The 22,012-nt window shown below is 45.0% G+C and carries 22 protein-coding genes and 1 pseudogene; 7 read left to right on the plus strand and 16 right to left on the minus strand.

From position 1 onward, the window contains the following. Positions 1 to 128 precede the first annotated feature (128 nt). Positions 129 to 470: an HTH-type transcriptional regulator Xre gene (gene xre, locus M1D94_RS14530; RefSeq protein ID WP_003232719.1), complete on the plus strand. Its 342-nt coding sequence runs from the start codon at positions 129 to 131 to the stop codon at positions 468 to 470. 162 nt (positions 471 to 632) lie between these two features. Beyond that, positions 633 to 1,229 (plus strand): ImmA/IrrE family metallo-endopeptidase, encoded by a 597-nt coding sequence (locus M1D94_RS14535; protein WP_015715727.1) that lies wholly within the window; start codon positions 633 to 635, stop codon positions 1,227 to 1,229. Positions 1,230 to 1,272: 43 nt separating this feature from the next. On the opposite strand, the gene M1D94_RS14540 is transcribed toward M1D94_RS14535, so the two are convergent. Beyond that, positions 1,273 to 2,109: a manganese catalase family protein gene (locus M1D94_RS14540; protein ID WP_003245071.1), complete on the minus strand. Its 837-nt coding sequence runs from the start codon at positions 2,107 to 2,109 to the stop codon at positions 1,273 to 1,275. A gap of 76 nt (positions 2,110 to 2,185) precedes the next feature. After that, entirely contained in the window at positions 2,186 to 2,788 is a 603-nt protein-coding gene (locus M1D94_RS14545; RefSeq protein ID WP_014479547.1) for a poly-gamma-glutamate hydrolase family protein, read from the minus strand. A 104-nt stretch (positions 2,789 to 2,892) separates the two neighbouring features. On the opposite strand from M1D94_RS14545, the pseudogene M1D94_RS14550 reads away from it, so the two are divergent. Both M1D94_RS14550 and M1D94_RS14555 read left to right on the plus strand, forming a co-directional pair. Beyond that, positions 2,893 to 3,267: pseudogene (locus M1D94_RS14550) on the plus strand (PH domain-containing protein); the annotation flags it as partial. A gap of 155 nt (positions 3,268 to 3,422) precedes the next feature. Next, positions 3,423 to 3,800, plus strand: a complete 378-nt coding sequence (locus tag M1D94_RS14555; RefSeq protein ID WP_049140760.1) for a PH domain-containing protein — start codon at positions 3,423 to 3,425, stop codon at positions 3,798 to 3,800. 39 nt (positions 3,801 to 3,839) lie between these two features. Here M1D94_RS14555 and M1D94_RS14560 read toward each other — a convergent pair whose 3' ends face one another. After that, on the minus strand, positions 3,840 to 4,793 hold the full coding sequence (locus tag M1D94_RS14560; RefSeq protein WP_049140759.1) for an N-acetylmuramoyl-L-alanine amidase: 954 nt from the start codon (positions 4,791 to 4,793) through the stop codon (positions 3,840 to 3,842). Positions 4,794 to 4,913: 120 nt separating this feature from the next. Between M1D94_RS14560 and M1D94_RS14565 the strand changes: the two genes are divergently transcribed. Next, positions 4,914 to 5,171 carry a YciI family protein gene (locus M1D94_RS14565; protein WP_003232731.1) on the plus strand — a complete coding sequence of 86 codons (258 nt, stop codon included), beginning with the start codon at positions 4,914 to 4,916 and terminating at the stop codon, positions 5,169 to 5,171. Positions 5,172 to 5,201: 30 nt separating this feature from the next. Here M1D94_RS14565 and phrA read toward each other — a convergent pair whose 3' ends face one another. The 3 genes from phrA to yjoB all read right to left on the minus strand — a co-directional run bounded on the left by phrA (position 5,202) and on the right by yjoB (position 7,878). Continuing rightward, on the minus strand, positions 5,202 to 5,336 hold the full coding sequence (gene phrA / locus M1D94_RS14570) for a phosphatase RapA inhibitor PhrA (protein WP_003245487.1): 135 nt from the start codon (positions 5,334 to 5,336) through the stop codon (positions 5,202 to 5,204). Continuing rightward, complete coding sequence (gene rapA, locus M1D94_RS14575; protein ID WP_015252291.1) at positions 5,326 to 6,462, minus strand: response regulator aspartate phosphatase RapA; 1,137 nt, start codon at positions 6,460 to 6,462, stop codon at positions 5,326 to 5,328. The genes phrA and rapA overlap by 11 nt, the downstream gene beginning before the upstream one ends. A 144-nt stretch (positions 6,463 to 6,606) precedes the next feature. Next, the gene (yjoB, locus tag M1D94_RS14580) at positions 6,607 to 7,878 is read right to left on the minus strand and encodes an ATPase YjoB (RefSeq protein ID WP_003245490.1); all 1,272 of its coding nucleotides are present in this window, start codon (positions 7,876 to 7,878) and stop codon (positions 6,607 to 6,609) included. A gap of 148 nt (positions 7,879 to 8,026) precedes the next feature. On the opposite strand from yjoB, the gene M1D94_RS14585 reads away from it, so the two are divergent. Then, complete coding sequence (locus M1D94_RS14585) at positions 8,027 to 8,491, plus strand: DinB family protein (protein ID WP_014479541.1); 465 nt, start codon at positions 8,027 to 8,029, stop codon at positions 8,489 to 8,491. 223 nt (positions 8,492 to 8,714) lie between these two features. Then, positions 8,715 to 9,479, plus strand: coding sequence for a sulfite exporter TauE/SafE family protein (locus tag M1D94_RS14590; RefSeq protein ID WP_014476525.1), 765 nt, complete (start codon positions 8,715 to 8,717; stop codon positions 9,477 to 9,479). A gap of 38 nt (positions 9,480 to 9,517) precedes the next feature. Here the strand turns inward: M1D94_RS14590 and M1D94_RS14595 are convergent, their stop codons facing one another. The 10 genes from M1D94_RS14595 to uxaC all read right to left on the minus strand — a co-directional run bounded on the left by M1D94_RS14595 (position 9,518) and on the right by uxaC (position 21,879). Then, positions 9,518 to 11,011, minus strand: coding sequence for a UxaA family hydrolase (locus M1D94_RS14595; protein WP_456270264.1), 1,494 nt, complete (start codon positions 11,009 to 11,011; stop codon positions 9,518 to 9,520). After that, positions 11,008 to 12,450 (minus strand): tagaturonate reductase, encoded by a 1,443-nt coding sequence (locus M1D94_RS14600; RefSeq protein WP_456270265.1) that lies wholly within the window; start codon positions 12,448 to 12,450, stop codon positions 11,008 to 11,010. Before M1D94_RS14600 ends, M1D94_RS14595 begins: the two co-directional genes overlap by 4 nt. A gap of 75 nt (positions 12,451 to 12,525) precedes the next feature. Next, entirely contained in the window at positions 12,526 to 13,527 is a 1,002-nt protein-coding gene (locus M1D94_RS14605; RefSeq protein ID WP_021479486.1) for a LacI family DNA-binding transcriptional regulator, read from the minus strand. Between the two features lie 87 nt (positions 13,528 to 13,614). Then, complete coding sequence (locus M1D94_RS14610; RefSeq protein WP_072174215.1) at positions 13,615 to 14,883, minus strand: MFS transporter; 1,269 nt, start codon at positions 14,881 to 14,883, stop codon at positions 13,615 to 13,617. 47 nt (positions 14,884 to 14,930) lie between these two features. Continuing rightward, positions 14,931 to 15,767, minus strand: coding sequence for an SDR family oxidoreductase (locus tag M1D94_RS14615; RefSeq protein WP_072174213.1), 837 nt, complete (start codon positions 15,765 to 15,767; stop codon positions 14,931 to 14,933). After that, positions 15,764 to 16,843: a mannonate dehydratase gene (gene uxuA / locus M1D94_RS14620; protein WP_232567432.1), complete on the minus strand. Its 1,080-nt coding sequence runs from the start codon at positions 16,841 to 16,843 to the stop codon at positions 15,764 to 15,766. Before uxuA ends, M1D94_RS14615 begins: the two co-directional genes overlap by 4 nt. Before the next feature lie 24 nt (positions 16,844 to 16,867). Continuing rightward, on the minus strand, positions 16,868 to 17,887 hold the full coding sequence (locus M1D94_RS14625) for a zinc-binding alcohol dehydrogenase family protein (protein WP_128740266.1): 1,020 nt from the start codon (positions 17,885 to 17,887) through the stop codon (positions 16,868 to 16,870). Positions 17,888 to 17,892: 5 nt separating this feature from the next. Then, positions 17,893 to 18,906, minus strand: a complete 1,014-nt coding sequence (allD, locus tag M1D94_RS14630; protein ID WP_456270266.1) for an ureidoglycolate dehydrogenase — start codon at positions 18,904 to 18,906, stop codon at positions 17,893 to 17,895. A 104-nt stretch (positions 18,907 to 19,010) separates the two neighbouring features. After that, entirely contained in the window at positions 19,011 to 20,390 is a 1,380-nt protein-coding gene (locus tag M1D94_RS14635) for an MFS transporter (RefSeq protein ID WP_103803754.1), read from the minus strand. A 67-nt stretch (positions 20,391 to 20,457) separates the two neighbouring features. Further along, positions 20,458 to 21,879 (minus strand): glucuronate isomerase, encoded by a 1,422-nt coding sequence (gene uxaC / locus M1D94_RS14640; RefSeq protein WP_456270267.1) that lies wholly within the window; start codon positions 21,877 to 21,879, stop codon positions 20,458 to 20,460. Positions 21,880 to 22,012: the final 133 nt, after the last annotated feature.

A 22,012-nucleotide genomic window follows, 5' to 3' on the forward strand; every position in this document is an offset into this window, starting at 1 on the left:
AAGTATAAACGATACGAACTGTATCATCAAGTTATTTTTGATACTTTTTTTATCATAACTTTATTTTGATACATATTGTATCTATAATCATAAGTAACGTAGGGAGTTTAAAAAAGAGAGGTCATAGTATGATAGGCGGCAGATTGAAGAGTCTCAGAGGGAAAAGGACACAGGAAGAAATCGCATCACACATCGGTGTGTCACGGGCACGATATTCCCACTATGAAAATGGGCGAAGCGAACCTGATTACGACACACTCCAAAAGCTGGCTGATTACTTTCAAGTAACGACTGATTACTTATTAACGGGAAAAGACAAAAAATCCGATGACGATATGTTCTCAGATCCGGACCTGCAGCTTGCATACCGCGATATGCAGGATTTTTCCCCAGAAAGCAAACAGCAGGCCATCGAATTTATCAACTATTTAAAAGAAAAAGAGAAAAACCGCAAACCGAAAAATAAATAAATCGTTCTCTGTTCTCTAAAACATATAAAAAGTAGACCGATATAAAGAAAAAAGTGTTTATTTTTTAAAGAAAAGGGAAAGATTTCTACACTACTTTCCAGTCCTATACGGGCTTTTCTTTCTCGCTAAAAACAGAACAAATGTTCGAAAGGGAGTATTCAATTGGGCGATTACTTATCACATCTGGAAGAATACGTTAAAAATTTATACGGCCGGCTGGGCATCACATCCCCTCATCACATTGACATGCTGAAAATCGCAAAGGATCTGGATATTTGGGTGCATTTTGAGGATATGGGGAGCATGATGGTGAAATACGACGGCATGTACAGTATCGTATTGAACCAAAAAAAGTCACGGGAAGAGCAATGGGAGGATTTTGGCCATGAGCTGTGCCACGTGTTAAAGCATGCAGGCAATCATTTTCAGATGAACAAGCTCTTCAGAGAGCTTCAAGAATTCCAGGCAAATCAATTTATGTACCACTTCTGTGTGCCAACCTTTATGCTGTTGCAGATGGAACTGCCGCAATGGAGAAGCCAGGCACTCGCCACAATTGCGGCGGTATTCCGGGTAACAAAGGAATTTGCTGATAAAAGGCTTGACATGTTTGAACGGCGTAAAGCAGGTATTCAATTTCAGAAGCGGCTCGCTTATTTATTATCTCACAAGCGGCCACATGCGTACGAGGAAGGAGATCAGCAGCACTTGCAGGTCGCTGAGGAAAAAGCGTTATATCATATTGGCAAAAACATCTGATCAAATACGGGCTAAGGATATATTCCTCAGCCCAGAAGAGAACCTAACATTTCGACATTGGGGGAACTGTATTATGCAGCCACATGGGCGCCGGTTTAAGATGAGGCGCAGATGCGAACGCAATCGGAGCCGGGATATACCTGAATTCACCCCGGCCGTCAAAGGCTTCCCCATGTGCCCATCTTCCTTGCGAGCTTTCATCCCCCCTGGAAAAGTTAAACAAATCATAGGAGACTTCTTGCTTTTCGAGCTCACGCGGAAACGTCGTCGGGACGACAATATCCCGTTCTCTTTCCTCCAGCTCTTTAATGGCCGCGTACCACATATTTTGATGATAGGTATCCCTTGCAATCAAAAATGACAGCATATCTCTTACCCCTGGATCATCGGTCATGGCATAAAGCCGTGTCACCTGAAGGCGTCCTTGGGCCTCCGCATTTAAGTTAGCGCGAAAATCGGCCAGCAGGTTTCCGCTTGAGATAATGTATTTTGCATTCCACGGATAGCCCTCACTATCTGATGCCATCGCCCCCAATCCGGACACAATCGCGTGCTGAGGATTCATCCCTGACATGACTGCTGCGATAGCAGGATTGCTTTTATAAGCATCCTCCTGTACATCCGCGGGTGCATTGTCCAGAAGCCTGGAAATCATCGTTGCCAGCATTTCTACGTGCCCGATCTCTTCGGTACCCACATCATATAACAAATCTTTATACTTAGCATCCGCCCTGCAGTTAAACCCTTGAAACAAATACTGCATCATGACGCTAATTTCACCGAATTGGCCGCCGAGCACCTCTTGAAGTTTTTTCGCATAAACCGGATCGGGATGAGCTGGCTTTGCTTGATATTGAAGCTCTTTTATATGATAAAACATGAATCATTCCTCCCTACACTTTCGCACAATCCCAGCGTATGAAGGAATAGGCTGACAGTGCAGGTCCCGTTTCGTTTTATGTATAAAAGCCAAGCTTGACGGCTTCCACATATCGATCAAACAAGTCGTTTTGTATGTAGCTTTTATCACGGCACCCAAAATTGCAGAACAGCGCGTTTCTTTGTGCCGTGCTCACCTCCAATTGCAGCCCCATTTCTCTTTTCGTCCGATTGACAATATTGCTTGGGTGTACACCTGCCAGGCGGTCTTTCTCATTAGTTAGCTCGGCGCTAAAACCCGCTTCATTCAGACGCTCACAAATGAGCTTGGCTTTTTTTCGATCAGCCCCGCCGACCAAAGTATGCGGGATGTTTGGATCATAATACCCGTGAAACGCTAATGCGTAATGGTGGGCATTCACTTTTTCTAAAGCCAGCGGCTCATCAAAACGAATGCTGGTGAGATGCAAGGAACGATTGTTTCGCTGTTTTACACCCTCAAACAAATAGATGGAGCATCGATCCGAAAATGCCCGCACCAGTTCACTGACGCCAGGCTCAATTCTGCCGCCGTGGGGACCGAGGACGATAAGCTCACTTCCGTTTTTCTCCTCATAAATAATCCGGTACTCCGACTCAGAAGCAGAAAGGGCTGCAAAGCTGTCATACATATCTTTCATTTTGAACGCCCCCTTTACCAGTCAGCACAAGTTTACTCTACTCATCCATGAATGAAAACCTTTTTTATAGTATGATTTGATAGAATACGCAGAGGAGGTATATGATGGGGTTTATTGATGGATTACTCGGCAATGCGTCAACACTGTCAACGGCTGCTGTAAAAGAAGAGCTTGCTTATATTTTACTTGAGGGTGAGAAGGTTGAAGCCGCGTTTAAGCTGGTTCGCGATTTGATTGTCTTCACTGACAAGCGGCTTATTCTTGTGGACAAGCAGGGAATCACAGGCAAGAAAACGGAGTTTCAATCGATTCCGTACAAAAGCATTTCCAGATTCAGCGTGGAAACGGCCGGCCGCTTTGATCTCGATTCAGAGCTGAAAATTTGGATCTCCGGCGCAGAACTTCCTGCCGTCTCAAAGCAGTTTAAAAAAGATGAGAGCATTTATGATATTCAAAAGGTGCTTGCCGCAGTCTGTATGTTCCGACTCAGAAGCAGAAAGGGCTGCAAAGCTGTCATACATATCTTTCATTTTGAACGCCCCCTTTACCAGTCAGCACAAGTTTACTCTACTCATCCATGAATGAAAACCTTTTTTATAGTATGATTTGATAGAATACGCAGAGGAGGTATATGATGGGGTTTATTGATGGATTACTCGGCAATGCGTCAACACTGTCAACGGCTGCTGTAAAAGAAGAGCTTGCTTATATTTTACTTGAGGGTGAGAAGGTTGAAGCCGCGTTTAAGCTGGTTCGCGATTTGATTGTCTTCACTGACAAGCGGCTTATTCTTGTGGACAAGCAGGGAATCACAGGCAAGAAAACGGAGTTTCAATCGATTCCGTACAAAAGCATTTCCAGATTCAGCGTGGAAACGGCCGGCCGCTTTGATCTCGATTCAGAGCTGAAAATTTGGATCTCCGGCGCAGAACTTCCTGCCGTCTCAAAGCAGTTTAAAAAAGATGAGAGCATTTATGATATTCAAAAGGTGCTTGCCGCAGTCTGTATGTAAGATAAAAAGACGGAAGCTTCACAGCTTCCGTCTTTTCATTTACAGCTTTTCCTCCAGCTTCGCTTTCGTTTTCGGACCGTAAATCCCATCAGCCGTTAAACCGCTGACAGACTGAAAACGTTTCACTGCATTTGCTGTTTTCGGGCCATAAACGCCGTCAACGCCGTGATTTTTCGCTCCTTTATCAGGATAAAAATAAAGAGCGGCTAAAGCGGTCTGCACCTGCTTTACTTTTGTCCCTTTCGTCAGCGGGCTTGTCACTTTGATCACGCCGGATGGGAGCGGATATGAGAATGCGGCATGGCTTTTAGAAGCAGATGCCGTCTGAGGCAGTTTGATCACTTGTCCGACTTTAATGTAATTCGGGTCAGTAATATGATTGATGCTTTGCAGCGTTTTCACACTGACTCCGTGTGATGCGGCAATCCCTGACAATGTGTCGCCTTTTTTCACATGATATACAGACGCTGAAGAAGAGACTGCAGCTTTTTTAGCTGATATGCCCCCGTTTAATTCCTTTTCAATTGCCGCCTTCACTTGATCCCAGCGCCCCTCTGATAAAATGCGGTGCGGGCAATACTTTCCGTTCCAGTCCTGGTGCTTTCTCACACGATCGATGCCCCAGCCGCGCTCCTTCAAAAGCTGTGCAACAAATGAAATCGCCAAGGCTTCAGCTGCCTCATACTTCGGGCCTCCCGATTTGCTGTAGCAAATCTCAACACCGATTGATTTGCGGTTTCCCGGACCGTTTGTGCCGTCACCAGTGTGCCAAGCGTTTCGGTTAAGCGGCAGACCTTGAATCACCTCTTGATCATCGACCGCAAAATGAAAGCTTGTCGAGCTTGTGTTCCCGATCATATAGCTGATTTCATTGGCCGCTGATGCATCGTTTGCCGTGTTGTGAATGGTAATGTATTCAGCGGACATTGCATTAGGACACTTCAACGCGTATTTCGCCTCAGAAACCAAATTTTTCTTTACTGGAATGCTCACCTATCATCTCTCCTTTTCTTTTTTCATAAATAGGTGGCATTCGTAGGACGAAAAGCTCATATCATCTATCACCGTAATATGGATAAATGTGTTAAAATGAAGTTCACGGAGGGTCTAAATATGTATACATATTTAATGCTGACAATGAGAACGGAGAAATTTAATCAGGAGCATGTGGCTGGGCACTATGAATTTCTGGATCGTTTACAAGCAGAAAAACGTTTAAAAATGTTTGGGCCATTTAGCGACGCCACAGGCGGAGCGTATGTCATCGAAGCAGATTCACTGGAAGAGGCAGCAGAAATCGGCCATGCGGATCCGCTGGTGGCAAGTGGATCTTCTGAGCTGACGATAAAAGAATGGAAGCTGAAGAAATAAAAAAGACCCCTAAGGGTCTTTTTTTATGCATCATGTTTGATTGCGTGCCGCAATATGAAATGTTTTCCCTTCTGTGTTTGCTGTTTCACCTGCATGAACCATCACCTGAGTAAAGCTGAACCCGACCGCAACGAGCAACAAACCTGACATCCATTTAGATTTCATATAAACAATCTCCTCTCTGGATTTGTTTTTGTGCGTGCACCATTTTCTCATAAAATGAAAGTGCTTTTTCGGGCTGTCCGTTTTCTATATAGAATTGGGCAGCATCATGCGCCAGCTCTTCAATATAAGGATACAGCATATGTTCTTCAAGAAATTGAAAGGTGTGTGAGACTGATTCTGTGTCTATGTTTTTTCCGTATAACGCATGTAAAAATTGAAAAAGCTCCACGAATAATTCATCACTGTATTGACGGGCGATTTCCAATCCTTCACGATACTTTTTTTGCGCTTCGGCGTCATTTTTTTGTTTATACAGAACTTGTGTTAAAGAGTAGATAGAATGCGGAAGATTATCGAACTTTTCCGACTTGCAAATAGAAACAGATTTCTCAAAGTATTCGGCTGCCTTTTGCAGTTCACCCATTTTCTCATAGCAATTTCCGAGATTATATAGGGCGGAACTGATCAGGCGGGGATTGCCTTCTTTCTTTGCAAGATCTAAAGCCAGTTCTAAGTGGGGCAATGCTCTTTCTGGATACTGCATATCATCATAATTACCTGCAATAACGAATTCACATTGGATTCTGCGGACGGTGTACGTTTCATACATTTGGTATGTTTCTAATGCCTGAACGGCGTAGCTCATCGAAACATAGGTTTGTTTTAAATTATAAAAAATCTCAGCCATTTTAAAAGCAAACTCGGCTTTCTCAATATCATCCGAGACGAGGGCAAGATTCTTTTCTGCCCGTTTATAGTACATCATGGCACTGACAAACATCTTCTGCTTAAATTCATACATTCCTCGAAAAAAATTAAAGTAATATTCGAGAAGCCCTGTCAGCTTGTACTGATTCCCTTCGATGTCTTCTAATAATTCTGAAAACTCTAGCTGCGACGTGTCCTCTCCAAAAGGCTTAATGTAATCCAGCATGACACGATGCCTGAACTCCATTAAAGAATAATACAGCAGCAAATCTTGGTCTTCTTCCATATCCTCAATTTCTCTTTCTACTTCGAGCTTGACCCGTTCGGCTTCAGCGACGTGGAACTGCCGGATATGAGTATACCATTCATTAATTTTAAGCCCGACATAAGAGGACGGAATCGTCTGCTTCATCCTCAATTAATCCCCCCTTTTGAATTACCCGAGATATGTCATATTTTATCATATTTACAAGAAAAAGAAGAACGCAAAATAACCGCAATTGTCGAATTTCGGCTAACCGCAACAAAAAAGCACGGGTTTTTCAAACACCCGTGCTTTCTTTTAGTGAAAACCGACTTTGTTTCTTTCCATCCAGCTTCCCCGCTGGCTTTTTCTTTGCTCTCCTGTCATGTCTTTCACCATGGTTTCAATATGGTGATTCCCTTCTTGGTGCCATTGAAGGGCTGAAGATACATATAATTCTCCCAGCTGTGCAAAGGAAAAGCCTTCTGTAAGTTTTGCGGCGTTTTTTATTTCTCCTTCACTCAAAAAGATGCCAAAGCCTCTCATTTTCATATATTCCAGCCGCAGCTCTTCATCCGGAAGCCCGATTTCATAGGCACGGTCAAATCGCCCTGCACGATTCATCAAACCTGGATCGATCTCTTCGGGATAGTTTGTCGTACCGATGAGAAATAGCCCCTCTTTTGATGTCGCGCCGTCCAGCGTATTGAGAAAAAAGGACCGCACATCTTCCGGCATCGAATCTATATCCTCGATGACCAGAACTGCAGGAGCGAGGCGTCTCGCTGCCTGAAAGACTTCTTCTATTGTCTCGCTCGACGTAAATTCAGTAATTTGCCAATAAGCAACAGGTGCATCGATACTGCCTGCGATCGACTTCACTAACGTCGTCTTTCCGTTTCCAGGAGGTCCATATAACAGAATGCCGCGCTTGTAAGGGATGTCATATGTTTGATAAAACGATTTATCACTATGAAAAAACTGATCAATTGATCTGTATATCTCCTTTTTCAATAGCGGATTCATGATGACTTGACTCCGCTGAACCTCTCTGACAATGGCTTCCTGCTCTCTTGAAGTCCCTCCATCTCCATCCGTAAACACGGTCACTTTCCGCTTGCTTTTTTCCCAAAGACGCGGTCTGACTCCCTCCAGAAATGCACGCATCTTTTCATCGTTAACCGCAAACAGACAATCAAAACTCATAATGCTCCCATCTTGAAAATATGGAATTCTGGCAAAAGCAACTCCCTTTTCAGGATACGCGTATACACTGTTTCTTATAGACTTATGGACGGTATAATCCGGTTCTTTCTCATCTTCATCGTAAGCAAAGGTTTTCTTTTCAAGCTTTTCAAATATATATGCCACATGCTCTGGCTCCAATGAACCGCTGCGGACATCTTCTACAAGAAGCTCCCAGTATTCCGTATTTGGATCATCACTGGCATAGAGCTCATAGAATACACCGTATTGATCATAAAGCGTTTCTTCAATCCGTGTGATAAGGTAACCGAAAGTGCCGTAGCCCGCCGCAGCTCTTTCATTCTCTTTTTCTTCGTACTGATAAATGAAAGGTATGTTAGTCATGTTTATACTCCATTTCATGTTTTGTGAACATTATATATACGATTGACATAGCATTTTGTTTCATCACACAGCATATTACTTGTGAATTCGTAACCGTTGATATAGGATTTCATTGCACCATTTATTTTTACATATGGAGGAGATCATAATGAGCCAATCCAATCAAATTGTCAGCCATTTTTTATCCCATCGAAACGTGACCAATGAGCTTGCCGAAAAAATCAGCAAAGACCATTACAGCTACAAACCGGCAGAAACATCAATGTCAGCAGAAGAGCTGGTCAAACACATTCTTACGTCTTTCCACTTGTTCGCAAATGTCATTAAGGAAGGCAATGCCTCACCATTTCAAAACAAGCAGGAAGAAACAGAAACAGATCTCAATGTTCTGGCAAAAACATATACAGAAAAAACGGCCGCTATCCTTGAACAGCTGACTGAAGAGCAGCTGGACAGAGAAATTGATCTGACATCCGCTTTCGGCAGAAAAGTCACAGGCCGCGCGCTGCTTCAGCTTGCAATGGAGCATGAAATTCACCATAAAGGCAACCTGTTCGTGTATGTGCGGGAAATGGGTCACACTGAGCTTCCTTTCTATCAGCAGCGCATGTAGCGTAAACAAGAAAAAAGATACCTGTTAAGAGGTATCTTTTTTTGCGCCTTTAGTACTTCTCGATTTCGTCCAGACACTCATTATAGGGCAAATGAATAGAGATATTGAGCATACCAAAATTTCAAGCAGCTAACGTGCAAAAATTCAAAAAATTTAATTGATTAACGCGTCCTAATCATTTATAATCTGATAAAAATAGTCGGGTTTTCAGGAGGCCTTTATCATGAGTGTAAGCATCATATTGATGGGTTTGTTTGTCGGAGCCTTAGTCGGATTGACGGGAGTGGGTGGAGCGGCCTTATTAACTCCCCTTTTAATTGTGCTTGGAATTAATCCTTCCATCGCGGTCGGTACAGATCTTGTATATAACTCGATCACAAAGCTGTTTGGCGTTGCCTCCCATTGGCGGCAGAAAACGATTAACTTTAAATTGGTAAAATACTTAGCCATCGGCAGTATTCCGAGTGCTTCGCTAGCCATTGGCATCTTGCATTTGTTCCCCGCCTTTCACCAGCATCAGGAAGAAATTATTAAGCACGCTCTAGGATATGTGTTAACGCTGGTTGCCATTTCAATCATCGTTCGTTTGTTTTTGGATAGAAAACTTCGTCCCAACCGCTGGCAGCTGATGCCGCTTGAAAATAAGCGGGCGCTGACGATTCTTATTGGTGTTGTGTTTGGGTTTATCGTCGGCTTAACATCAATCGGTTCTGGCTCATTATTTGCAATTGCCATGATTTACTTATTTAACATGAAAGCGTCACAGATTGTCGGAACCGATATCGCGCATGCATTTCTTCTTGTTACGGCAGCAGGCATTTTGAACGCTAGCTTCGGAAGCGTGGATTACATGCTGGCAGCTAATCTGCTCATTGGTTCAATTCCCGGCGTGCTGATCGGAAGCCATCTTTCGCCTCGATTCTCCCCGCGTCCGCTGCAATTTATTATGGCGTCCATTATTTTAGTCAGCGGTTTAAAATTGATTTAATGAAGAAGGCTATCCGCTTGAAGGATAGCCTTTTCTTATTATAGCGTCACACCCGATTTAAAAATGGCGAGTTCTCTGAAATCATTTTTTTCATGGTTCACAAGCTGGCCGCTTGCCACCTCAACCATATAGTGGATAAACTCACGCAGCACATATTCCTCATGAACATCATCCTCTGCTAAAAGGCCTGCGTTAAAATCAATCCAATGCGGCTTCGCTTCATACAGCTCGGTGTTTGTCGCTACTTTCACCGTCGGGACAAAGGTGCCAAACGGCGTGCCTCTCCCCGTTGTAAAGAGGACAATTTGGCAGCCGGCCGCCGCCAATGCGGAGGAGGCGATCAAATCATTGCCTGGCGCGCTCAAAAGCGTCAGCCCTCTTGTCTTGAGCACTTCCCCGTATTTCAAGACATCCGTGACAGGAGAAATCCCCGCTTTTTGCGTACAGCCCAGCGATTTATCCTCAAGTGTAGAAATGCCGCCTGCTTTGTTGCCCGGTGAAGGATTTTCGTACACCGGCTGATCATGTTTGATAAAATATTGTTTAAAATCATTGATTAATTGGACTATCTTATGAAACACTTCTTCATTGGCAGCCCGCTGCATCAGGATGGTTTCTGCGCCGAACATTTCCGGTACTTCCGTCAGCACCGTGCTCCCTCCCTGTGCAATGAGATAATCTGAAAAACGTCCAAGCAGCGGGTTTGCGGTTATGCCGGAAAAACCGTCCGAACCTCCGCATTTCAGCCCGATCTTCAGTTCAGACAGCGGAATGTCTTCTCTCTTATCTCCTTTGGCCGCTTCATGAATTTCCTTCAGCAAAGCAACGCCTGCCTCCATTTCGTCGGTCACCGACTGGGATTCCAGAAACTTCACCCGCTTCAAGTTCACATCTTGCAGTGCTTCCTTCATTCTTGCCAGCTCATTGTTTTCACAGCCAAGCCCTAACACCAAGACGCCGCCGGCATTTGGATGGCGAATGGCATTCAGCAGGATTTGCTTCGTATTTTCATGATCGTCGCCAAGCTGCGAGCATCCGTATTGATGCTTTAACACCAGTACGTTATCAAATGGAGCGATATCCCCTGTTTCTCTGACAAAACGCTGCAGCATTTTTTCTGCTATTCCATTGACACAGCCGACAGTTGGGACAATCCACAATTCATTCCGTACACCCGCATCTCCGTTTTCTCTTCTAAAACCTTTAAACATCCGGTTCTCATTAGTATACGGATTTTCATCAAATCTTGGTGTATAGCTGTATGATTGGATTTCAGACAGGTTTGTTTTCGTATTATGGACATGAATATGCTCTCCGATCGAGATATCTTGTGATGCATGACCGATTGGAAACCCGTACTTGATGATGCTGTCGTTTTCTTTAATAGGCTGCAATGCAATCTTATGGCCTCTTTTTATATCATCCTTTACTTCAATCGACACGCCGTCCGCATGCAGCCTCTCTCCCTTTTGGATATCCCGCAGAGCAAGAAGGACATTATCTTGCTTATGAATCTTTATAAACGACTTCAACGTACCTCTCCCCCTTGTATGCAGTATTGTTCAAGAGCCCGCTGCATGCCCAGCTCATGAATAAGATTCAAGTAAACAGCGACTCTATCAGTCAGCTTCGGTATCTCATTGAGATCTGCCCCCCACATCCGCTGTTCGCCTAACACTCTTGATGCAATCCGAAGCATGTCGCCATCCTCCTGACACCAAACCTCTTTGAAAAATTGAAGAACTGCCGGATCATCCTGCAATGTCTCGTTATCATGATAAAAATACAGAAGAGCGCTGAAAGAAAACACCAAGCGTTCAGGAAGCTGTCCCTTTTGTTCAGCATATTCCTTAAGAGTCGGCAGGTTTCTCGTTTTGAATTTGGAAACGGAGTTCAATGCAATGCTTTCCAGGTAATGCTTAATATACGGGTTTTTAAAACGGTTCAGCACATCGTCAGCATACTGAGAAAGACCTTCCATTTTTAAAACAGGAAGAATTTCGTCGTCAATCAGCTCTCTTATAAATCGCCCAACTTCCGGATGCTCGACAGCATCCCTAACAGTTTTTAAGCCGTATAATAAAGCCACTGCCGTCATTGCTGTATGAGCGCCATTTAAAATTCTTACTTTTTTAGTCCGGTATGGGGTGAGGTCGCTGACGATCTTTGTATGGAGCCCTGCAGCCGCAAAGGGAAGTTCTTTTCCAATCCAATCAGGCCCCTCGATAACCCATAAATAATATTGCTCTCCCACAACTATCAAATCATCCTGATAGCCAAGATCCGCCGTGATCTCATCAATGCTGTCGACGGGAAAACCCGGAACAATCCGGTCTACTAAACTATTACAGAATGTATTGGCCTCATGAATCCACTGTGTAAATCCTTCCTCCAGCTTCCACAGACCTGCATAATGAAGAACCGTTTCCTTCAGCTTTTCGCCGTTGTTCTCAATCAGTTCACATGGGATTAGGACACACCCTTTTGTCTGATCTCCTTTAAAAGCCTGATAGCGGAAGTAGAGAAATGCAGTTAATTTCCCAGGGAATGTTTTTTGCGGCCTATCCTCTAAACGATCTTTTTCATCACATACAATCCCAGCCTCAGTGGTGTTGGAGATAATAAACCGAAGCCTTTCGCTTGATGCCAATTCTTTGTATGCTTTATAATCAGAAAACAGGTCAATTCCCCGGCTGATTGAGTTGATAATCATATGCTCGTTTACCGCTTCTCCGTCTTTCATTCCTTGTAAAAAAAGCGTATATAATCCATCTTGCTGATTTAATCGTTTGATTTTTTCTGAGCCTCTTGGCTGGACAACTGCCACGCTCCCATTAAAATCAGTGTGTTGATTCAATTGATCAATCTGCCAATCGACAAATCCCCGAAGAAAGTTTCCTTCTCCGAATTGGAGAATTTTTTCTGGATACCGAGTATAGTGATCGTACACATTTTTATTCAGTTTCTGCATCCTTATTGCCTCCCTCTTTTCATGCACACGTTAACATTTTTCTTTATAAAAGAATGCCCGCTGAAAAACGGGGCATCACGTCGTCAATCGTCTGACTGAATCACGCACCATGAATTCTGTGTTTTCCAAGATTTTTTCTGCTTTTGTTTCGGGCTCGCTGATCAGAGACAAGAGTTTTTGCGCACCGAGCACGCTGATTTTCTCCACTGGGCGCTTTACTGTTGTAAGTCTTGGCGTGATGTACTGTGAAAACCCAATATCATCAAACCCGATCACCGAAATATCATCAGGAACGCGCAGGCCCTTTGCGAATATCGCATTCATCGCTCCGATTGCCATGTCATCATTCGAACAAAAAACAGCGGTTGGAGGATTCGGCAGTGCCAGCAGCCTCTCCATCGCTTGAAAGCCGCTTTCCATATCGTACTGTCCTTTGACACTGTATTCATGCTTGATCGGAATATGATGTTGAATCAGTGCAGATAAGTAGCCTTCCTTTCGCTGCTGGGAGGATTTAAAGCCTTCGATTCCCTCGATGATGGCGATGTCTTGATGGCCGGACTGAATGAAGTATTCTACAGCTTCTTGAGAGCCTTCCTTGTCATTGGACAAAATATTCGTGATGGTGCGATCATCAATATCACGATTCAGCACGACAAGCGGAATGTTTTTTTCGCGAATATGGTAAATGAAAGAATTATCAATGTCACTTTGGCTCATTAAAATGATGCCGTCATACCTCATCGGTGTAACGGAGTCATAGTTTTTCAGATCATCAATGCCGCGCACATACAGATTGTAATCCTCACTTATGGCTTGATTGACGCCTTTGATTGTGTCTGCAAAGAAGCTGTGTGAGGTTCCGTTTGTAATGCTTGTAAAGAATAGCCCGATCGTATGCGACTTTTGCATCGCCAGGCTTTTCGCATTTACATTTGGTGTATAGTTGAGCTGCTCTGCTAGCTCTAATATCTTTTTCTTCGTATGTTCTTTGATGTAAGGACTGTTGTTGAGTGCTCTGGAAACGGTTGTGTGGGATACGTTTGCGAGTTTTGCGATATCTTTTATGGTTACCATCTAATTCCCTTCCTTATCATACCGGCTGCGATTATTTACTGTATATTGTATCATCAAACATACCGCCTCTCCCACTATATTTCCAGATTAATAAGACACAGGATTCTCAGCTTCTGTTCCTGCTGGCTTGCCAATGATTGGACGGACAAAACGAATCACAGCAAGTGAAGCCAAGACAGCCAGCCCTCCGGCAAGCAAAAATGCTCCAGAAAACGTGCCTGTTTGGTCAACAATAAATCCGGTTAGAGCCGGGCCGATAATTCCTGCCGTGTTGGCGAGGAAATGCATGAAGCCGCCAACAGAACCGACATTGTTTTGATCAACCACATCTTGAATGACAGCCCAATAGATAGCACCGGTCAAATAAAGAAAGAACACTGACAGAGCGACAAGAGTGACAGCCCCCGCAGTCGTTGCCACAAGCCCGGCAAAACCAATCAGGACAGCTGATGAAAACAAACACGTGACAAGCACAACCTTGCGCGAGAACAGCACACCTTTTCGGGCCGTTTTTTTGTACACATAGTCAGAAACAAATCCCCCCGCAGCCAGCCCGATAAAGCCTAAAATCCACGGGATGACCGTAATGACACTCATCGATTCAACACTTAATCCCCGTTCGTCGACAAGATAGCTCGGAAACCACGTCAAAAAGAAGAAGAGGATGTAGTTGTAAGCGAAAAAAGCGAACGCCGTGAACAGGACCGTTTTTTGCTTCAGGTAAAAGGTGAGCGGAATTTTTTCTCCGGGAGACGTTTCTGCTTTTATTGCCGGTGCTTCCTTCATCGTCTCTTGCGGCTTTTCTTTGACAAACTTGAACCAGAGCACTGCCCATATCAATCCAATAATCATAATGAGAACGAAGGATACCTTCCAGCTGAACGCCACTGCGATCATGCCGACTATCGGGCCAGAAATGGCTCCCCCGAGCGGCGTGCCGCTGTTGGTTACACCGATAACAGACGCCCGCTGGGTCGGCGGGAACCAGTTGTTCACCATCTTGTTGATGGTCGCCGAAAGCGGGCCTTCTCCCATTCCGAAGAGAATGCGTATAATCAGCAGACTGACAAAGCCAAAAGCAAGGGCGACTGCTCCGCTAAACAGCGACCAAACAACCATCGCGACAAACAAGGTCAGCTTTGCCCCATAGCGGTCGGATGCCACGCCCCCAAGAAAGTTAAAAATCGCATAACCAATCGAAAAACTGCTGAAAATCAAGCCCATTTGCGTTGCAGACAATGTGAGATCATCCTGAATAAAAGGAGCTGCAATGGAAAGCGCCGAGCGATCCAGGTAATTAATCACCCCTGCCAGGAACAAAAAAAGGATAACGGGAAGCTTATCTTTTGAAAACATCTCAACCTCACCCCTATGTTGGTTCAGTTTCTGTTGCATCGCTTTCGTTACACACCTGAATAAGCCATAAATCCTCCATCGACAGGAACGGTGATCCCAGTGACAAAACCGGAATAGGATTCATCCGCCAGCCAAAGAAGCGTACCGAGCAAATCCTCGGGTTTTCCGAAGCGCTTCATCGGTGTTCCCGCAATAATTTTGTGAGATCGGCTGGTGAACGTTCCGTCTTGGTTGATCAGCAGATCATGATTTTGTTTTGTCAGAAAGAAGCCTGGGGCAATCGCATTGACCCGCAGCCCGGTTTCGGCAAAATGAACAGCCATCCACATCGTAAAATTATTGATCGATGCTTTGGCGGCACTGTATGCCGGAACCTTCGTCATAGGTGAATAAGCACTCATCGAAGAAAGATTGATAATCGCCGGTGAATCGGCTTTCAGCAGCTCTTTTCCAAACACTTGCGAGGCCAGAAACGCACCGGTGAAATTGGTGGAGAATACAGTTAGAAAGCCCCTCTCATCCATATCAAAAAAGGATTGGCCTTCTCCCGCTTCTTCATATGTCTCCACATCGGTTATCGCGGCAGGATGATTGCCGCCAGCCCCGTTAATTAACAGATCAACAGCGCCAAATTGGCCAAGGATGTCTTCCTTTGCCCGCTCCAGTGACATCCTGTCCAGCACATCCGCAGCAACAGCGCACGCTGTGCCGCCAGCCGCCGTTATCTCCTTCACGACCGCTTGGCCTTTTTCAGCCGTCCGATTCAATATCGCCACCTTCATGCCATGACGGGCTAGCTCCCGTGCCATCGCAGAGCAAAGCACGCCGCTGCCGCCAGTGATGACAGCCGTTTTACCAGCCTGGTTCTCATGCAGCGGGATCATACGCCCACCTCTTTTTTTGCCATTGCTTCATAGGCGTCCCACAGCCCGTTCAAATACATGATGCCAAGTGCCCGATCGTATAAGCCATATCCCGGGCGGCATTGCTCGCCCCAAAGATGTCGCCCATGATCCGGTCTGACATATCCTTCGTAATCCTGCTTATGCAGTTCTTCCATCACGCCTTGAATGTTGATCGAACCATCCTTTGTTAAATGAGATGTTTCAATAAAATCACCATTCTCATAAATTTTCACATTGCGAATATGTGAAAATGGAGCGATGCCGGCATACGTTTTAGCGATCTCCACCATGTCGTTAGCGGGATTGGCTCCCATTGAACCTGTACAAAGGGTGATACAATTAGACGGTGAATCTGATATCGCCCGCAGTTTCTTATAGCTTGCCTCTCCTGTGATAATGCGCGGCAGTCCGAAAATCGGCCACGGCGGGTCATCCGGATGAATGGCCATTTGAACACCATAGGCCTCAGCAACAGGAAGAATTTCCTGCAAAAAGAATGATAAATTGTCCCATAGCTTTTCTTCATCGACCGTTCTGTAGGCAGCAAAAAGCTCTTTGATCCGAGCCAATTTTTCGGGCTCCCACCCCGGCAGTGTCATGTCAGATGCTTCCTCCACCGTCCGAATCAGCTCTTGAGGATCAAGGCTTTCCACCTTGGCCTTTTCAAAAAACAGAGCGGTCGATCCATCTTCTAGCGGCCGGAACATGTCCGTGCGTGTCCAGTCAAAAACCGGCATAAAATTATAGCAGATCACTTTCACGCCAAATCCGGCAAGGTTGCGGATCGTTTGCTTGTAGTTTTCAATATACCGGCTGCGTTCTTCGTTCCCAAGTTTAATCGCTTCGTGAACATTCACGCTTTCTACAACTTCAGCATGAAAACCATAGGATTGAATATATTCGGTCTCGGCTCTGATTTCTTCTTTTTCCCACACGTCGCCGACAGGCTTTTGATGGAGAGCCCAAACGATGCCTTTGACTCCGGGAATTTGCTTCACGTGTTCAAGTGTGACTGTATCGTTGCCTCGTCCATACCATCGGAATGTCATATTCATGCTCGCACCTCCGGATTCAGTCATTTAATCAAACGTGATGACGGCTTTCCGCACCTGATCTGGATGCTCCTTAATAAACTGAAATGCGTGATGAACGTCATCAACTGAAAATGTATGGGTCACCAGCCCGTTATGCACTAACCGGCCTCCATTCAAAAGCTCTACTACTTTTGGAAACTGATTGGTCTGCAATCGCGATCCGGTTATCGTGACTTCTTTTTTTGTAATCGGCAGCTGTGAAATCTGAGCCGCTCTTTCATCAAATCCAAGCACAACCACATGTCCCGCCGGTGACACAGCCTCAATTGAAAGTGCAAAAGTCTCCGGCAGGCAAACAGCATCAATGACCACGTTTGCTCCTTCATTCCCAGTCCATTCAAGGACACGCTCGGCAACATGTTCTGCTTGGACATTTACAACAGCATCGGCGCCGTTTTCTTTCGCAAATGCCAGCCGCTCGTTGTTCAAGTCAGTCATCATGACAGCAGCGCCCGCCAGCTTTGCCATTTTCAACACACAGATCCCGATGGGCCCCGCTCCCTGGATCAGGACGGTATCACCTTTTTTCACCTGGCCTCTCCACACTGCCTGGGCGCCTATCGTATAAGGCTCGGCCATGACCGCTTCCTCCCAAGGCAAGTCCTTTGAGACCGCGTGAAGCTGCCTTTCCGGAAGCACAATATATTCCCGCAAGCCTCCGTCCTCATGTACGCCAAATACAGAAAGCTTGGCGCAAACATTCGGCCGCCCTTTGCGGCAGGCGTAACATGTGCCGCAATAAGAAATCGGCTCAATCACCACATGGTCACCGGGTTTTAGGCTCTGAACTTTCGCACCAACTTCCTCCACTAGTCCCGTTACCTCGTGTCCGATAACTCTCGGGAGGGTAGCAAGCGGATTCGTTCCATGATAAATGTGCATGTCTGAACCGCAAATGCCGACTCGCTTGACTTTCACGAGCACTTCATCTTCCTTTGAAAGAACTGGCTTCTTCACCTCCGCTGTCACCAGATCATACGCTTTTCGCACTTGAACCGCTTTCATTTTACTCACCTGCTTTTTAAGAATTCATACACGCTCCGGGCGATAGAAATTCCGTTTTTCTTATTTCTTTCTTCATGCAGCTGCTCGATCTCGCCGGGCACATACACTCTTTCGAATCCAACAGCCGGCGGTGATTGCTGCAGTTCATCAATCATGGCATCCATCTGCTCTAAAAACGTATCCCAGTCAGTAAAAAAGGCTGGATTGATCGCACAAACGTAATGCCCCAGCTTTCTTTTTTGATCAAGGCCGCTGTACATTTTGGCAATATGAGGGCCAAAAGCCGCGCCCGCCAGCAATCCTGAAAATACATCCACCACAATCGATAGTCCATAGCCTTTCGGGCCCCCGAATGTTGAAAGTGAGACGACCTTGTCAGGATCAGTTACTGCTTCTCCGCTTTCATCGACTCCCCATCCTTCAGGAATTTCTTTGCCCTCTTCACGGGCCTGCAGAATCTTCCCAAAAGCCACTTTGGATGTCGCCATATCTAGGATAAACGGTTTTTTATGCTTAGCCGGAACACCGTAAGCAATCGGATTTGTCCCTAAAAAAGGAGTCCTCCCCCCAAACGGGACAACGATACTGTCTGTATGCGTCATTGCTATTCCGATCAGCTTTTCGTCAGCCGCTTTTTGCACAAAATAGCTTAGCGCTCCGCAATGGCTGCTGTTTACGGCCGTGACCATGCCGACTCCTTTTTTCTTCGCCATGTCAATTGCATGGTCCATCGCCATGTCGCAATTCACATGACCGAAACCATCGTCTCCGTCAAGCACCCCGGTCACAGGCCCCGTTTCTTTAAAAACAGGCTGTGCCCCAGGATTGATCCCTCCCGCTAAAAGCCTGTTCACATAGTGTTCTGTGCGCAGCACGCCATGCGAATGTACATTGCGCAAATCAGCGTGCACGAGAACATCTGCTACTTTTTCAGCATCTCGTTCATTCAAACCGGCACCGGCCAGCTTTTGCCGAACGAGTTCCTTTGCTTCTTTAGCTGCAATTGTTATCGTTCTCAAGCAAGTGCCTCCTTCCTTTTCAGTTTTTTGGGCACTCTCCTAGCGAACCCCCTACAAACACATTTTATTTATAAATTATTTTAAATATTCTCTATATTATATTGTCAGATCTTTTGCTGAAGATCCTGAACGATCTGAGCATGCTGCTGGTCTGTGAGTTTATAAAGAAAGCCGATAATGATCATCGCTAATGCCAAAGCAATGGCCGGATACAGAAGCAGAAGCGCTTTGATGCCAATCAGCGCCTGTGCTGTCTGGACTGCATTCGGCACATAGCCGATAATCCCCAAACCGATCCCTGAGAGAAAGCCAGACAAAGATTGAGCAAGCTTTCTTGAGAAATTGAAAAGTGAATATGTCGTTGCTTCCTTCCGTTCACCGGATTTCCATTCGCCATAGTCGATAATATCGGAGACAAGAGCCCACGTGATGCCATTTGGGATACTGATTCCGATAAAGGCGATACTGGCGAGAATTGTAAACACATAAACGTTAGATGGAAGCATAAAGTTGATCAGATCCGCGGCCACACTGATGCCGAAGCCGATCATTGCCGTTCGTTTCTTTCCAAACATCTTGACGAGCTTTGGAAGGAATACGACGCCCAAAAAGGAAGAACCAATAATGATGAAGTTCATATAAGCCATTAATTCAACATTGCCCAAGTTATATTGTGCGAAATAGACGAGCATGGCGGATTTAATGTTGTATGCGGAAATTGAAAAAATCGTCATCAGGACAAGGGTTAACAGCGGTTTATTTGTAATAAATGTTTTGACGACAGATGAGAGTGTTAATTTTTCTTTTGGTGCTTCCGATATGACAATACGCTCTTTGCAGTTGCGGTAGCAAATATAAAACCAAATCACACCGAGCGCGGCGAATAAGCCCATGACCACCGGGTAGCCGACCTTCGGATTATCAAACTTGACGAGCAGCGGCATCACGGCAACACTTGTGATAAACAAGGCGCCAAGTGATCCGATTTGGCGGAACGTCGAAATGGAGGTCCGGTCCTCAGAATTTTGAGTCATCGCTGCCCCTAATGAGCCGTACGGAATATTCACAAATGAATAGCCGATGCCCCAAATCATATAGGATGCATATGCATAAATCAGTTTTCCGGTCGTTGATACATTGGGAGACAGAAAAATAAGAACAGTAAGCACCGCAAGCACGATGCTGCCAATTAATAGATAAGGCCTGAATTTCCCCCGTTTGCCGATATTTTTGCGATAATCGATTGATGAGCCGACAATTGGATCTGTTATCGCCGCAAACAGCTTACTGACTAAAAAAATGCCGCCGGCCATCGCAGCGGGGATTCCCGCTACATCAGTGAAATACTTCAATAAATAAATCTGGCCGAGATCAAACATAAAACCATTGCCAAAATCACCAAAACCATAGGACATTTTCTCTTTCAATGAAAGCCTTTTTTCCGTTTCGACCGACACAACCTTATTTGCCAGTTCAGTTCGCATGTTCCACCTCTGTGCCTTAAGAATTTTCGGATAGTGGTCCGCTCAGCGATACTGAGCGGACACTTTGTTACACGTTTACTTTCTCTTCTTGAAATTGAAAGTAGTGTTTCGCATTGTCATAGCAAATCCCCTGAACGATGCTTCCCAGAAGTTCCATATCGCGCGGCACTTCGCCGTTTTCCACCCATTCTCCAATCAAATTGCAGACGATCCGCCTGAAATATTCGTGACGCGTATACGAAAGAAAGCTTCTGGAATCGGTGAGCATGCCGATAAAACGGCTGAAAAGGCCAACATTTGATAACGCTTTCATTTGGTCGAGCATCCCGTCTTTAGTATCGTTAAACCACCAGGCTGTGCCGAATTGTATTTTTCCTGGGGTAATACCGTCCTGAAAACTGTTAATCATGCTGGCGATGACATAGTTATCATTTGGATTCAATGAATATAAAATCGTTTTCGGCAGCTGGTTCTTCATCTCAACTGAGTTCAGCAGCTTGTATAAAGGCTTAGCAATTTCTTCATCGTTCATTGAATCATAGCCTGTATCAGGTCCGAGCCTTTTCATCATTTTTGTATTCGTGTTTCTTAAAGCGTTGATATGAAACTGCATCGCCCAATCAAGCTCCGCATACAAACCGCAAAGAAACTGAAGCGTAAGTGTCTTAAATTTCTTCTCATCTTCATAAGAAACCTCTGTTCCTTGTAATCTGTCAGAAAAAATCCGTCCAGCTTCTTCTTTTGTTGTTTCGGCAAATACCATTGAATCTATCGCGTGATCAGAAACTCTGCCGCCGGCTGAGTGGAAGAATCGCACTCGTTTTTCCAACGCCTTTAAAAACTCATCATAGGTTGTAATCGATATGGCGGCGGCATCTTCAAGCGCCTGCACCCACTCATGAAAGCCTTCACGATTGATCTCAAGTCCTTTATCCGGCCGAAATCCAGGCAGCACGCTGACAGGAAAGTCTTTGTCTTCTTTTAACAATAAATGGTATTCAAGAGAATCGACAGGGTCATCTGTTGTACACACGACCTTTACATTTGATTTCACGATTAAATCCCTTGCCCCGAAGCCTTCCCCTTTGAGCAGTTCATTTGTCCGTTTCCATATAGCCGGCCCAGACTTCTCGTTTAAAATCTCATAAATGCCAAAAAAACGCTGCAATTCTAAGTGAGTCCAGTTATAGAGCGGATTGCCAATCGCCATCGGCACGGTTTTCGCCCAAGCCATAAATTTCTCTTCATCAAGCGCATCTCCGGTGATGTATGTCTCCTCAATTCCATTGGCTCTCATGATGCGCCATTTATAATGGTCACCATACAGCCAGGCTTCCGTGATGTTTTGAAATGTCTTATTTTCATAGATTTCTTTCGGACTTAAGTGGCAGTGGTAATCAATAATTGGCATGTCTTTCGCATAATTATGATAGAGGCTGACAGCGGTTTCATTTTTCAATAAAAAGTTTTCGCCCATGAAGGGTTCCATGTCCTCACCGTCTTTCATTCTATTTCAAAATGTTAACGTTAACATTTTGATTTGTTTTTATTTTACCTTTATATTCCTCTGGGATCAATCTCTTTTTTGAAAATGAAATGTTAACGCTGTCATAAACATAAAA

The organism is Bacillus sp. JZ109 (assembly GCF_053903135.1).